Below are 13,832 nucleotides of genomic sequence, written 5' to 3' on the forward strand. Positions count from 1 at the left end.
TCGCCGCAGTCAAGGACGGCGCCGACATCAACAGCGTCCAACTCCCCCCCATCAGCATCGACACCGACGAAGAAGTCGGCGAACTGTCGCGGGCCGTGGACTCGATGAAGAACGAAGCACTCCGACTCGCAGGCGAACAAGCCCACCTGCGACAACAAGTCAACGTCATGTTCGAAACCCTCGCACGACGCAACAAAACCCTCGTCGAACAACAACTCTCGCTCATCGACTCCCTCGAATACCAAGAAAAAGACCCCGCCCGCCTGCAAAGCCTGTTCTCCCTCGACCACCTCGCCACCCGCATGCGCCGCACCGGCGAATCCCTGCTCGTGCTCGCCGGCACCCGACCCCGCACCCGCACCTCCCCGGCACCCCTGGCCGACGTCCTGCGCGGCGCCGTCTCCCAGGTCGAGAACTACCAACGCGTCCACATCGGACGCACCCCCCACGGATACCTCCTCGGCAGCGCCGTCGACGACGTCGTGCACCTCATCGCCGAACTCGTCGACAACGCCCTGCGCGCATCACCACCCAACAGCCCCGTCCGGCTCGAATTCGCCTCCGCAGAAGGCGGCGGACTCCTCCTCGAAATCGCCGACGTCGGAATCGGCATCCCCCGCGACGCACTCGACCAGATCAACACCCGCCTGTCCGACGGCGCCGAAGCCGACGTCAACGCACCCCGCCAGATGGGCCTGTTCGTCGCGGGACGCCTCGCCGCACGCAACGGAATGAACGTCCGGCTCCGGCCCACCTTCGACTCCGACACCAACGCCGGTGTGACGGTATCGATCTACTTCCCGGCGACGCTGCTCTCCGAGGTCAGCTCCACCGTCCCCTCCGCGATGACCGAGCGACCGAGACGATTGCCGGACCGGCTCGAGGCGGGAGCTGATCGGTAGCGGGACACACCCTGTACAAGATCGAGACTTTCCTGTAAAAACTTGGGCTGACATGTCTGCACCAACGGTGATCGGTCGGGGGTCCCGTTTATGGAAGGTAACGGCTCGCGTAATGCGCAATATCGGTATCCGGGGGGTTCAGCCGCGTAATTGGCGGTTGGGATTCAAGCTCGGCGTTGTTCTCGCAGTGCCATTGCTCGCCGCGAGCGTACTCGGTGGGCTCCGCGTGTCGTCCCAGCTCGACGATGCTCAGCGCGCCGCTTCGATCTCCGACCAGATCGAAGTAGCGCCGGAGATCCTCGAATTCTCCCGGGCCGTCACCAGCTTGTCGATGAGTACCTCGCTCGGACTTCCTGTCCTGCCCGAATACTCGGAAGGCATCGACACCTACGGGTCGCGCCTCGCCGCGCGGACCGAACTCGACCCACAGATCACGGACGGCGTCGACCTCGTTCTGACCAACGGCCAAGCGCTCCATCAGTCGGCCACCGGGTCGCAGGTCAACGTCGACCAACTACGTCGCGCCACTGCAGACTTCGTCGCGCTGGGCAGGCACACCGTACGCGCCGTGTTCAACCTCCTCGAGGACAATGAAGCTCTGGTGGATGCCTCGAACCTGCTCACCGTCTGGGACGCCCAGAACAACATGGTCGATCAGATGGAATCGTTCCGATTCATGGGCACCAATCCCGAGGCTGCCCAGTTGATCGCCGAGAACGCGATGAACAACGAGCAGGCGACACTGCAGCTTCTCATCGGATCCCGTCTCGATACCGGTCAGATCGACGAGATGCTCGCCGACCTCGAGAGTCGACGCTCCCTCATCCGGGCGATGGAGCCGAGCCCCGAATACGGCGAGCAGCTGGGCTACGCGATGATGGCGGCAGTCCAGCCCTACACCACAGCCATCGAAAACGCCGTCGAGCAGATCACCGTCACACTCGACAAGCTCACCTCCGATGCCCGCTCCGCCGCCACCCGCGACGCGATCCTCGTCGCCATCATCCTGATCGCAGCCCTCGTCCTCGCCCTGTTCGTCGCACGCTCTCTGTCGATTCCGATGCGGCGCCTCCGAGACGACACCCTGACTGCCGCCAACACCGAACTCCCGGCCGCACTCGCCGCAGTCAAGGACGGCGCCGACATCAACAGCGTCCAACTCCCCCCCATCAGCATCGACACCGACGAAGAAGTCGGCGAACTGTCGCGGGCCGTGGACTCGATGAAGAACGAAGCACTCCGACTCGCAGGCGAACAAGCCCACCTGCGACAACAAGTCAACGTCATGTTCGAAACCCTCGCACGACGCAACAAAACCCTCGTCGAACAACAACTCTCGCTCATCGACTCCCTCGAATACCAAGAAAAAGACCCCGCCCGCCTGCAAAGCCTGTTCTCCCTCGACCACCTCGCCACCCGCATGCGCCGCACCGGCGAATCCCTGCTCGTGCTCGCCGGCACCCGACCCCGCACCCGCACCTCCCCGGCACCCCTGGCCGACGTCCTGCGCGGCGCCGTCTCCCAGGTCGAGAACTACCAACGCGTCCACATCGGACGCACCCCCCACGGATACCTCCTCGGCAGCGCCGTCGACGACGTCGTGCACCTCATCGCCGAACTCGTCGACAACGCCCTGCGCGCATCACCACCCAACAGCCCCGTCCGGCTCGAATTCGCCTCCGCAGAAGGCGGCGGACTCCTCCTCGAAATCGCCGACGTCGGAATCGGCATCCCCCGCGACGCACTCGACCAGATCAACACCCGCCTGTCCGACGGCGCCGAAGCCGACGTCAACGCACCCCGCCAGATGGGCCTGTTCGTGGCGGGACGCCTCGCCGCACGCAACGGAATGAACGTCCGGCTCCGGCCCACCTTCGACTCCGACACCAACGCCGGTGTGACGGTATCGATCTACTTCCCGGCGCGCCTGCTCGCCGAGGTACAGGGGCCGAACGCCACCGCACTCACCGAGCGTCCGCGGCGACTCTCCCGAGAGGACGACTCTGCGCAGTACCCACAAGGTGGACGCTGACAGGGCGTGTTTCACGTGAAACGCGCGTTCTCACCGGCGCGGGCCGACATGGCATGGTGGACACCGTGCAGCTTCTCCTGATCCGCCATGCCCAGCCGGAGTACGCCCGAGTGAACCTGGGGCGCGCCGATCCGTCCCTCACCGAACAGGGCGTGGTGCAGGCCGGACGGTTGCTGGAAGCACTCGCGCCCTACCGAATCGCGCGGTTGTTCTCGAGCCCGCAACTGCGCGCACTCCAGACAGCACAGCCGCTCGCCGAGTGGAAGAAGCTGTCGGTCGAGCAGATCGACGGGCTCGCGGAATACGACTACGAGCTCGATCACTACATTCCGTTCGAGACCGCCAAAGAACTCGGATCCGACGCCTACAAGCGCATCCTCGCAGGCCATCTGCCCGATTTCGTCGATGCGGAATCATTCCGCACCCGCGTGCTGGCCTCCGTCGACCAGGTCGTGTCCTCGTGCGCGCATGAGGAGACCGCGGTGGTCGTCGCGCACGGCGGTGTCATCAACATCGTGTTGCAAGACCTTCTCGGGCTCGAGCTACCGCTGACGTTCCCGGTCGAATACGCATCGGTCACGCGCATTCTCGTCTCTCGCACCGGCCGACGCCGGGTAGCGTCGATCAACGAGACAGGGCACGTGCGCGACACGTTGCGTGTGTGAATCCAGGCGCTGCCAAGCACGGGCGCCTACGCTGAAGGATCATGCGAACCCTCACTCGAACTGTCTCGATTGTTGCTCTCGCCGGCGCTGCGGCACTCGGCACCGCCAGCACCGCCGCCGCGGAGGAGTGGCCCTCCGACAACGGCGCGGTGAGTGTCGTCGAGCAGCCCGACTTCCTCGTCCCGGGCGACGCCGACTACTGGAATCCCCTCGTGGCCCAGAACCGGCTCACCTCACCGTACGGAGAGACGACCCGCATCGCGTGCACGCAGTTCCACGGCGTGCTCCTCGAATGCTGGCAGGCCGACGAGAACGGCAACCCGCACAAGCTCACCGAGTTGCCGTTCAACTTCCCTGCGATCACCGGCTCGTCGCAGCCGGGTGGAGGACCGTCGCACTTCGTGTATCTACCCTGATCCGGGTATCACCAGCCGTGGTCGACGGCTCCACGTCATACCTTGGACGCGAGCCAGTTGTTGAGCCAGATCGTCGCCGTAGTGCCATTCTCGTCGACCACGTAGTTGGAGTAGTCCTGGTGGACCTGCGACCCGTAGAAATCCCGAAGCTGCGTTTGGCGTTCGGCATTCGCTTCCGGACTGATCTGCAACTGCAGCGTGGGCACTCCACCGGCGGTCATGATGTCGTTGTAGAGGATGGTTGCCTCGTCGCGGTAATGATCGACAGCGTCGGTACCCGTTCCCGCCGACATCGCCATGAACCCGGCGAGCCGGGTGACGTAGTCGTCTCGGGATGTCGAGCAGTACAGATCTCCGACCGCGCAAATGGTACGGACGTTGGGGCTCACGAATCCGAATCCACCGACTCGGGATCCGCTGGCCCCATCGCCGGACACGGGAGGACCGACCAGCTGGTCGGCCTCGGAGCGACGGGGATCGGAAATCAGGCCGACCGCGGTGAGCCGATGTGGCGGGATCACGCCGAGCCCGGTGCCGATCTCGGCGGCCAGATCACCCGCGGCGTCGGCACCCTGGCTGTATCCGACGAGCGCGAAGTCGGTGCCCGGGCAGTGCGCTGCAGTACCGGCGATCAGGTCTCGGGCATTGTCGACCGCCCGGTTTCGAGAGACCCCGTACATGTCGCCTTCCCACGGGAAGGCAGTGGCCGGGTACTGCACGTAATCGACGCGGGCACCGGCCGGTAATCCAGACGTGACCTGAGCCAGCATGCCGTTACCACGCTCCGGGTCCGGGGTGCTCGACGTCTCCCATGTGCCGGGAACCGCGACCACGTTAAACGTCGGGCAGCCACCCGGATCTGCCTGTGCGGCAGGAACTGCCACGATCGAACCCACTACCGCGGCAGCCGCCGCGACCATCGTCGATGCCCTACCGAAACGCATCCGAATATCCCCCGACCTCGTCGTCATGTCACGCCACGCCCACAGTGTGCATTACGAATATGACACATTCGTGAACGCCGCGTGATACGAGTCCCCCACATTCGGGGCAGTAAGGCACTACTCGCGCACGACGGTGACGGCCCCACCCCCGATGTTGGTGACGAACACATTGCTGGTGCCGTGATCGAGGGAGGTGACCGGATCAGGTTTCTCGACGACCCGCGAGACCGGCCCTCCTGAGCGACCCACCACGGTCACTGCCGGACCGAACAAGTTGGTGACGTAGACGTTGCCGGTGATCGGATCGGTGACGACCATGCCGGGCGGAGCCGGAATCTCGTCCGGCAACGGGCCACGCGCATCGTCCCAGTCGACCACGTCGACCGAGCCAGTTCCGAGGTTGGTGACGAACACACCGTCGCTACCGGCGTCGAGCGTCAACTGTGGCAGCGGATCAGGTGTGTCCGCGGCGGGCTGTTGGCCTGAAGCAGCCGGGGGTGGCGGTGCGACCGAGTTGCGGTCGACCGTCACGGCGCCCGTTCCGAGATTCGTGACCGCAATGTTGCCGAGGCCCCCGTCGACACGCATCTCGAGCGGAGCATCCGCTACGTAGTTGCGGCCCGGTTCGCGGCCTTCCGGGTGGGTGACATGCACAGCGCCCGGCCCGACGTTGGTGATGCAGGAATTACCGCTTCCACCGTCGACACCCAGCAATCTCAGCCCGTCGAAGCCGAAAACCGGTGGCACCGGTGGCGCTCCGTCGACCGATACGATCCCCCCGCCATTGCGAACACACTCGCCCAGTGGCTCTGCCCCGGCAGTCGGCGCCGTCAGCCCGGCCATCGCGGTGGCTCCGGCGCCGACCGCGACCATCGCCAGTGCCCGCTTCGTGACACTCCGTGATGCAGTCATGCGCAGAACGATAACGGCTCGCTCACCCGGCAGCAGCAGAACTGTCGACGGCGAGAGTTACAAGCCCAGTGCGGCCTCTGCACGATCGGTATCGCGCCAGCCGGGGATCTGCGCCCCCGGCGCCCACGTCGAGTGCGTTCCCGAGCTGATCCGTTCGGGAAGACGGATGCGGGCGCGCGGACCGTCGGACAGACGCGTCGCGTCGAAGATCAGGCACTCGGATAGATCGCGGTTCATGTCGACCGTCATCGTGATGAGGTATCCGTCGTCCTCATCGGTGGATCCGACGCGCGGAGCCATCACCGTCTCGCTACCGAAGACCCCGTCGCCCAGGGAGAAGTGTTCTTCGGTGCCCGCGACGGTGTCGTGCCGAACGAGCCCGTCGAACAGGAACCAGCCCGGTTTGCCGGTCGCAGCATAGGTGTAGCGGTGCGCGATGCCGGCGTGACGGGGATTGATCATGCCGAATTCGGTGATCCGATCCGAGAGCCGCTCCTCCGTCACCCGACCGGTGCGCAGATTCAGGCGCCAACGGTGCAGATGCGTTCCCATGCGATCGAGTGCGAGGAAGCGGAACATCCGCTCGTAAATCGAGCCGGTTCCGGTGTCCTCCGGTTCCGGGGCCTCCTGATGGAACCCTTCGAGGACGATCTCGTCCCCGTTCTCGTAGGCATTGGTCCAATGCAGCACATAGGTCGGTGCGGCATCGAACCACATGATGTCGCTGCCGTCACCGCGACGCGGGAGGACGCCCAGACGCATCGGTAGGTCGGGGTGGAAGCGCGACACGTACTTGCCTACCGCGAGGGCTTCCGGAATCCAGAACAGCGGGCAATCGTTGAGGATCGCGTAGTTCTCGGTGAACGCCATGTCGTGGGGCAATCGCGGGCCGGGCAACTCGATGCCGGTGTAGTGGACGAGGTTGTCGTGGGCGTCGACCACTCCGTAATTCATGTACGGCGCGTCGGTGCCATAGTTGAAGAACAACATTTCGCCGGTCCGCGGATCGGGCTTGGGATGCGCCGAGACGCCGAGGTCCGCGGGAAACCCCCCACCCCATTCGGATCGCCCGCGGGTCTCGCCCGACACCGGGTCGATCCGGTACAGGTCTCCGCACTGCCAGAAACTCGTGAGGGCCACTCCGTTGTGGAATGCGACATCGGTGCTCGACGCATCCTTCATGCGGCCCCGGGCGCACCAGCCGTCACGTTCCGATTTCGCGGGGTTCTCCGCGATGCCCGCCCACAACGCGCGGCCGGATTCCTGCTCGGCGATGAACCCGTCGGTCTTCACGAACCGGTTCCGGTAGAACGCCTTTCCGTCCCGGAATCCCGCAATGTGCACCATGCCGTCGCCGTCGAAAGGATGGTAGCGCCCCTGCTGGGCAGGATGGACCGGGTTCTCGGTGTTCCGGATGTACACGCCGTCCAGGTCGGTAGGCAGATCACCGATCACTTCGAGGTCGTCCGCCTGGTATTCGACGTGCTGGGGCCGCCACGGCCCGGTGCGGTACGGGTGGTCGTCGTCCGCCGGCAACGTCGACAGTGCGCGACCGAGAATTTCGAGTTCCATCCATACTCCTTGGCGTCAACCGATGATCAGGGACACTGCCGTGGTGGTGCTCCCACCGAAATTGAGCGTGGCCGCGCGGCGCGCGCCGTCTACCTGGTAGGAACCTGCCGTACCGGTGACCTGCCGGTGACCGTCCAGAGCCATACGCACTCCGGTCGCACCCACCGGGTGCCCACCACCGAGCAGGCCACCGCTGGGGTTCATCGGCATCCGTCCCCCGATCTCCAGATCGCCCGATTCGACGGCACGCCAACACCGGCCCGGATCCGTCAGCCCGAAATGGTCGATCGCCAGATATTCACTGACACTGAAACAGTCGTGGGTCTCGATCAGATCGACATCGTCGACACCGCGGAGTCCCGCCCGGCCGAACGCATCGTCGATGGTGTCGCGGAGATGCGGGAACATCAGCCCGTCGCCGGAGCTGCGTGCGAGCTTGTCGTCGAGTGACAGGCCCACCGTGCGGTGCCCCCAGCCGAGGATGCGCGAGCGCGGCCGACCATCGAATGCCGGATTGCGCCCGACATACCGGTCGCTGACGAGGACGACACCGGCGGCACCGTCGGTGAGAGGTCCGCAGTCGATCCTGCGGAGGCTCCCTTCCACCACCGGATTCTCGGTATCGTTCGCGGTGAACGACTCCGGGGAATAGTCACGGGTGCGCGTCTGGGCATTGGGATTGCGGCGCGCGTTGCGGAGGTTCAGTTCGGAGATGCTCCACAGGTGTGCGGGATCCAACCCGTAGCGGTCGCGGTATTCGTCAGCGATCCGACTGAACATATAGGGCCACATGTACTTTGCGTCCTGGCCTTCGCGGCCGACCCACGCCGCAGGACTCATGTAGTTCGTACCGACGTCGCCGGGCACGGTCTTCTCGAGCTCGATTCCGATGACGAGCGCGGTGTCGTACCGGCCGGATTCGAGGTCGGCCATCGCGGCGAGGATCGCCAGCGACCCCGAAGCGCAGGCACCCTCGTGTCGAGTGGCGGGGACATGCCACAAGTCGGGGATCATCGAAGCGGGCATTGCTCCGAGGTGCCCCTGGCCGGTGTAGAGCTGACCGAAAGCATTCCCCACGTGAACGACGTCGACATCGCTCGCTGCGATACCCGCGTCGTCGAGGGTGTGCATCGCGACCTCGGCTGTGAGATCGGCGATATCGAGTCCCTCGCGCGTGATGTTCCGCGCGAAGTCGGACTGGTAGCCACCTGCGATCCATACCTGCGCTGGAGACATATCGCTTCACTTTCCGAATCGATTCGAGGCGGGGCGTGTAGTTGGATGAGCGAGTCGGCGACGGAACCCTCCGGCCGATTCAGTACAGTTATTGAAGCATCTTGGCGCACGCACCGCAATGGAACTGCGCCAACCGGAAGAGGCAGACCGTGGACCACGAACCGACATCCCATCCAGAGCCCGCGGCGGTGAATCCGGTCGCCGCCACCCTCGATCTACTGGGCGACCGCCTCACCCTCGCCCTACTCGGCCACGCATTCGTCAGCGGAACGACCCGGTTCAACCAGTGGCTCGACCTGACCGGCGCACCGTCGTCGGTCCTCACCGACCGCTTGCACTCGCTCGTGGCCGCCGGCGTGCTCCGGCGTTCACGGCAATCCGCTGTGTCGGAACGACACGAGTACCTGCTCACCGACCTCGGTACCGCGACCTGGCCGATCCTCGTGTGCATCTGGGGCTGGCAACGGGAGTGGACACCGGAAGGGGCGTGGCAACCCGATCTCGTACACATCCCGTGCGGGCACCGCGGGCCCGCGGTGGTGCGCTGCGGAACCTGCGGCACCACCGTGACCGGCCACGATACCGACATCGAGATGAATGCCGAAGCGGTCTGGACGGTGACTTCGGGTGCGCGGCGCAGGTCCACTCGCGGCCCCGCGCGCGACACCTCCCGCGGGGACATGCAGTTCAACGCGATCATGGAGGCTCTCGGCGACCGGTGGAGCGGGGCCGTCACCGGCCTCGCACTGGCCGGTACCCGACGATTCGGAGAGTTCCGCACGGCACTCGACATCTCGCCGACCACACTGTCCGACCGCCTCGCCCGGCTCCACACCGCGCAGATCCTCGAGCGCCCCTCCGGCAGCGACCGCGAATACGGCCTCACGCCCCGCGGCCGCGCCCTCTTCGGCGTGTTCGTCTCCCTGATCCGGTGGTCCGCACAGGCGTATCCCGAAGTTCCCGGACCACTACGGATCCTGCATCGACGCTGCAGCACCCCGCTTGCACCCCAGTTGCAGTGCCGTGGCTGTGACGGGCGGGTCGATCGGCACACGGCACGGATCGAATCCGTGTCGGCGCACCCGTAGCCGGTACCGCGTCCGGATCACCGCCCTTGACACCATCGGACGTGATCGGTAACACTTCATTAGCTGTAGTGCGCTGTATCACGAATCTTCCCGAGTCGGAGCAAATCTGTGAACCGGAGCAATCCCGCATACATCTACGACGCCGTCCGCCTCCCTCGCGCACGGGTCCGCAAGAGCGGAGGCACCCTTGCCGGTCTCCCTCCCGTCGAGTTGGCCGGCCGGTTGCTCGAGGCATTGGCTGCGCGGTCCGACGCCACCGACGTCGTCGACGACGTGATACTCGGCATCAGCACCGTCACCGGTGAGCACTCCGGCGATCTCGCACGCGCAGCTGTGCAATGGGCCCGCTGGCCCGACCGCATCCCGGGCGGCGTGGTGACGAGACTGTGCTGCTCGGGCCTCGACGCCATCGAGAGCGCCGCGGCACGAGTGACCGCGGGCGCCGCACGCGCCGTGGTCGCGGGCGGTGTCGAATCGATGTCCAGGGTTCCGATGTTCTCGGACACACCCCCGATCGCGTCCGATGCGGACCTCGGCGAACGCACGGGATTCGTCACCATCGGTGTATCCGCCGATCTCACCGCGGCACGATACGGGTTCACCCGAGAACAACTCGACGGCTACGCCGTCACCTCGCACAGACGTGCCGCAGCGTCGCCTCCATCACCGTCCCTCGTCGGTGTGAAAGTCGGCGATACCGAGTTCGTCACGGACGAAGGAGTGCGACCGGATCTCACGGTCGAGGATCTCGCAGCACTGCCCGCGTTGTTCGGGGAGGATCCGGGGTGGGAACGGGTCGCCAGGCAACTGCCTTCTTCACCTCGTCCGGTCGAGGGTCTACATACCGTCGCCACCGCGCCTCAGCTAGCGGACTGCGCGTCGGCCGTACTGATCGGCGGGACCGATGCCGGGGCGGCGCTGTCGATGCCGCCCCGCGCACAGATCGTCGGCACCGCGCAAAGCGCAGTTCGCTCCCCGCTTCTCACCGCACCGGTGGAGGCATCCCGCGGGGCGCTCGGGCGTGCCGGTATCGTCGCCGCCGATCTCGACGTGGTCGAGGTCAACGAATCCTTCGCCGTCACACCGCTGATGATGATCGAGGAACTCGGTATCGATCCTTCCCGGGTGAACGCGCACGGTGGGGCTCTCGCCGTAGGGCATCCTCTCGGCGCCACCGGCGGAATACTGGTCGCACACGCCCTCGATCAACTCGAACGCACCGGCGGCGAGCACGCACTGGTCACCATTCCCGCCGCACTCGGCCTGGGTGCGGCCGTCGTGCTGCGTCGCATCTGAACCCGAACTCCGCCGAATTCACCTCTCTTGAATCCCTGCCGGACTCCCGTGAAAGGTCACCCGATGTCCTCACCCCACCCCACGGCACGCGCTGCGCGCGAATGTCATTCCACCGACAAGGTCTCCGACTACCTCGCACGCGGCTGGTGGCAGCCAGAAACGCTCGTCGACCTGTTCGACGCCTGGATCGAGCGCAGGCCGGATCACCTCGCAACCACTGACCCTGCCAATCTCGCGGACCTCACGGGAGCGCAGCCTACGGCGCTGACCTGGCGAGAACTGGACGGATACGTCACCCGCGTCGCTGCGGTTCTCTACTCACACGGAATCCGGCAGGACGACACGGTCGCGGTGCTGATCCCGAATTCGGTTGCTCTCACCGCCACGTACCTGGCGCTCTGGCGTCTCGGTGCCGTCGCAACGCCGATGCCGGCGTCGTATCGGCGCCACGAACTGTCCGGCATCGTGACGGCATGCTCAGCGGTTGCGGTCATCACCGTCGGGAAACTCGGTGAGCGAGCACCCGCCACCGAAGCCTTGGAACTGGCACCGGACCACGCGAGCCTGCGCACCGTATTCGCCTTCGGCCCCGAGGTTCCGCCGAATGCGGTGGAGATCGGTGCGGCAACAGCACCCACCGATGTCGCCGACACCGCACACACCTACATCACCGGGGTACGCCGGACGATCAACGATCGAGTTACCATCTGCTGGACCAGCGGGACGGAGGCCGCACCCAAAGGCGTACCACGGTGTCACGCAGACTGGCTCGCCATCGGTCAGGGGGTGCAGGACGCACTCGGTACCACCGAGGACTCGGTCTTGGTCAATCCGTTCCCGCTGGTCAACATGGCCGGGTTCGCCGCAGCGCTGCTGCCCTGGCTCATCGGCGGCGGTCACCTCGTCCATCATCAGCCCCTCGATATCGGCGTCTTTCTCGGTCAGATCCAGCAGCACCGGGCCACCCATACGACGATGCCGCCGGCAATCCTGACGATGCTCCTACAGAACGACGCGGTGCGCGGGGCCTTCGATCTGTCGTCGCTGATCCGCGTCGGGGCAGGCGGTGCGCCGCTACCACCGTCTGTAGTCGACAAATGGCAGAACGACCACGGTGTCGAAGTGATCAACTTCTTCGGGTCCAACGAAGGAGTGTGCCTACTCAGCGCACCGGCCGACTTCCCGGATCCAGATCTTCGCGCCCAGCATCTGCCGAATTACGCGACACAGCACCGTTCGTGGGCAGTCCGATTGAGCCGAAGCACAGAAGTGCGTCTCGTCGACCCCGCGACGGGCGACGTTGTCGACTCGGTCGGTGGCCGAGGCGAACTCCGCTTGAAGGGCCCCTCCGTCTTCGCCGGGTACCTCGAGGGTACGGCTACCGCATCCCCCTTCGATGACAACGGGTTCCTCTGCAGCGGTGATGTATTCGAGCTGTGCGGTGAACACGGCGAGTACCTGCGCTTCGTCGACCGCATCAAGGAGATCATCATCCGCGGCGGGATGAATATCGCACCCGCCGAAATTGAAGGCCTGTTGCAGGATCATCCTGCTGTGTCCGAGGTCGCGGTGGTCGGGATCCCCGACGACGTCCTGGGCGAGAAATGTTGCGCAGTGGTCGTTCCCGTCGACGGGACCGTACCCGAGCTCGAGGATCTGACCGCGCATCTACGTGCCCGCGACGTCGCGTCCTTCAAGTTGCCGGAACGCATCGAGGTCGTCGACACACTGCAGCGCAACGCAGTCGGCAAGCTGCTTCGCCGCCACATCCGTGCCGAACTCCTGGAGAACCGTTGACCGATCACCGCACTCACACCGCTCGCACCACCCTCCCCGCCCGGCTACGGGTGCCCGTGGTCGCGGCACCGATGTTTCTGGTGTCCGGCCCCGAACTGGTTGTCGCAGCAAGCACGGCGGGAGTGGTCGGGGCATTCCCGACGCCGAACTGTCGCACCACCGCCGAGCTCGACCGATGGATGGGAACGATCTCCGACGGCGTAGCGGCCGCAGGATCGGGCACAGCACCGTGGGCCGTCAATCTCGTGACGCACAGTTCCAACCAACGGCTCGCTGAGGATCTGCGTCTGGTGGCCGAACACCGACCTCCGGTGGTCATCACTGCCCTGGGTTCCCCCCGCCCGGTCGTGGAGACCGTCAAGGAGTACGGCGGCGTGGTACTCGCCGACGTGTCTTCACTCCGGCTCGCACGCAAGGCATCCGAGTTCGGGGTGGACGGGCTCGCATGCATTTCGGCGGGAGCCGGCGGCCACACCGGCCACCTGTCGCCGTTCGCCTTCGTCTCCGCCGTACGAGAGTTCTTCGACGGACTCGTGGTCGTCGGTGGTGGCATCGCCGACGGCTGGGGCGTCGCCGGTGCGATCGCCGCCGGTGCCGATCTGGTGTACATGGGCACCCGCTTCCTCACAGCAGCGGAAAGCATGGCACCGAACGACTACAAGCGGATGGTCGTCGAATGCGGAGCGGACGATCTTGTCGTCACCTCCGGGATCACCGGTACCGCCGCATCCTGGTTGCGGCCCAGCCTGATCGCGAACGGGCTCGATCCCGATATCCTCGCTGCCCCCGAAACGCGCGACTACAACGCGACGGAGGATGTCCACGGCCGGTGGAAAGACATCTGGGCGGCCGGTCAAGGGCTCGGCCTCATCGACGCGATAGAACCCGTCGAGGCCATCGTTGCTGGGATCGAGAAAGAGTACTCGGCCGCGACCTCCAGATTTTCCGCCATGCACCGCCGCTGAAAACAAG

The 13,832-nt window shown here is 65.6% G+C and carries 12 protein-coding genes; 8 read left to right on the forward strand and 4 right to left on the reverse strand.

All coding sequences use genetic code 11. From position 1 onward, the window contains the following. The 4 genes from ACZI8W_RS05800 to ACZI8W_RS05815 form a co-directional block, all read left to right on the forward strand. Positions 1–902 (forward strand): sensor histidine kinase (locus tag ACZI8W_RS05800; RefSeq protein WP_463367547.1); only part of this gene is annotated, 902 nt, incomplete at its 5' end. A 112-nt stretch (positions 903–1,014) separates the two neighbouring features. Then, positions 1,015–2,934, forward strand: a complete 1,920-nt coding sequence (locus tag ACZI8W_RS05805) for a HAMP domain-containing sensor histidine kinase (protein WP_463367548.1) — start codon at positions 1,015–1,017, stop codon at positions 2,932–2,934. 65 nt (positions 2,935–2,999) lie between these two features. Further along, positions 3,000–3,599 (forward strand): histidine phosphatase family protein, encoded by a 600-nt coding sequence (locus ACZI8W_RS05810; RefSeq protein ID WP_463367549.1) that lies wholly within the window; start codon positions 3,000–3,002, stop codon positions 3,597–3,599. A gap of 41 nt (positions 3,600–3,640) precedes the next feature. Continuing rightward, on the forward strand, positions 3,641–4,015 hold the full coding sequence (locus tag ACZI8W_RS05815; protein ID WP_463367550.1) for a hypothetical protein: 375 nt from the start codon (positions 3,641–3,643) through the stop codon (positions 4,013–4,015). 35 nt (positions 4,016–4,050) lie between these two features. On the opposite strand, the gene ACZI8W_RS05820 is transcribed toward ACZI8W_RS05815, so the two are convergent. The 4 genes from ACZI8W_RS05820 to ACZI8W_RS05835 form a co-directional block, all read right to left on the reverse strand. Then, positions 4,051–4,959 carry a cutinase family protein gene (locus ACZI8W_RS05820; protein WP_463367551.1) on the reverse strand — a complete coding sequence of 303 codons (909 nt, stop codon included), beginning with the start codon at positions 4,957–4,959 and terminating at the stop codon, positions 4,051–4,053. 117 nt (positions 4,960–5,076) lie between these two features. Next, positions 5,077–5,871: a YncE family protein gene (locus ACZI8W_RS05825; protein ID WP_463367552.1), complete on the reverse strand. Its 795-nt coding sequence runs from the start codon at positions 5,869–5,871 to the stop codon at positions 5,077–5,079. Positions 5,872–5,928: 57 nt separating this feature from the next. Then, positions 5,929–7,443, reverse strand: coding sequence for a carotenoid oxygenase family protein (locus ACZI8W_RS05830; RefSeq protein ID WP_463367553.1), 1,515 nt, complete (start codon positions 7,441–7,443; stop codon positions 5,929–5,931). A 15-nt stretch (positions 7,444–7,458) separates the two neighbouring features. Next, complete coding sequence (locus ACZI8W_RS05835) at positions 7,459–8,679, reverse strand: acetyl-CoA acetyltransferase (RefSeq protein ID WP_463367554.1); 1,221 nt, start codon at positions 8,677–8,679, stop codon at positions 7,459–7,461. 149 nt (positions 8,680–8,828) lie between these two features. Here ACZI8W_RS05835 and ACZI8W_RS05840 point away from each other — a divergent pair, with 149 nt between their 5' ends. The 4 genes from ACZI8W_RS05840 to ACZI8W_RS05855 all read left to right on the forward strand — a co-directional run bounded on the left by ACZI8W_RS05840 (position 8,829) and on the right by ACZI8W_RS05855 (position 13,825). After that, positions 8,829–9,767 (forward strand): winged helix-turn-helix transcriptional regulator, encoded by a 939-nt coding sequence (locus ACZI8W_RS05840; protein ID WP_463367555.1) that lies wholly within the window; start codon positions 8,829–8,831, stop codon positions 9,765–9,767. Positions 9,768–9,875: 108 nt separating this feature from the next. Next, positions 9,876–11,063, forward strand: a complete 1,188-nt coding sequence (locus ACZI8W_RS05845) for an acetyl-CoA C-acyltransferase (protein WP_463367556.1) — start codon at positions 9,876–9,878, stop codon at positions 11,061–11,063. A gap of 63 nt (positions 11,064–11,126) precedes the next feature. Beyond that, the gene (locus ACZI8W_RS05850; protein ID WP_463367557.1) at positions 11,127–12,860 is read left to right on the forward strand and encodes a class I adenylate-forming enzyme family protein; all 1,734 of its coding nucleotides are present in this window, start codon (positions 11,127–11,129) and stop codon (positions 12,858–12,860) included. After that, positions 12,857–13,825, forward strand: a complete 969-nt coding sequence (locus tag ACZI8W_RS05855) for an NAD(P)H-dependent flavin oxidoreductase (protein ID WP_463367558.1) — start codon at positions 12,857–12,859, stop codon at positions 13,823–13,825. The genes ACZI8W_RS05850 and ACZI8W_RS05855 overlap by 4 nt, the downstream gene beginning before the upstream one ends. The last annotated feature ends 7 nt before the right edge of the window (positions 13,826–13,832 follow it).

Source organism: Rhodococcus ruitaii (genome assembly GCF_055230935.1).

Coding starts and splice junctions, on each gene's coding strand:
- ACZI8W_RS05805 (WP_463367548.1), top strand. CDS start 1,015: ATGCGCAATATCGGTATCCGGGGGGTTCAGCCGCGTAATTGGCGGTTG.
- ACZI8W_RS05815 (WP_463367550.1), top strand. CDS start 3,641: ATGCGAACCCTCACTCGAACTGTCTCGATTGTTGCTCTCGCCGGCGCT.
- ACZI8W_RS05820 (WP_463367551.1), bottom strand. CDS start 4,959: ATGCGTTTCGGTAGGGCATCGACGATGGTCGCGGCGGCTGCCGCGGTA.
- ACZI8W_RS05825 (WP_463367552.1), bottom strand. CDS start 5,871: ATGACTGCATCACGGAGTGTCACGAAGCGGGCACTGGCGATGGTCGCG.
- ACZI8W_RS05830 (WP_463367553.1), bottom strand. CDS start 7,443: ATGGAACTCGAAATTCTCGGTCGCGCACTGTCGACGTTGCCGGCGGAC.
- ACZI8W_RS05835 (WP_463367554.1), bottom strand. CDS start 8,679: ATGTCTCCAGCGCAGGTATGGATCGCAGGTGGCTACCAGTCCGACTTC.
- ACZI8W_RS05850 (WP_463367557.1), top strand. CDS start 11,127: ATGTCCTCACCCCACCCCACGGCACGCGCTGCGCGCGAATGTCATTCC.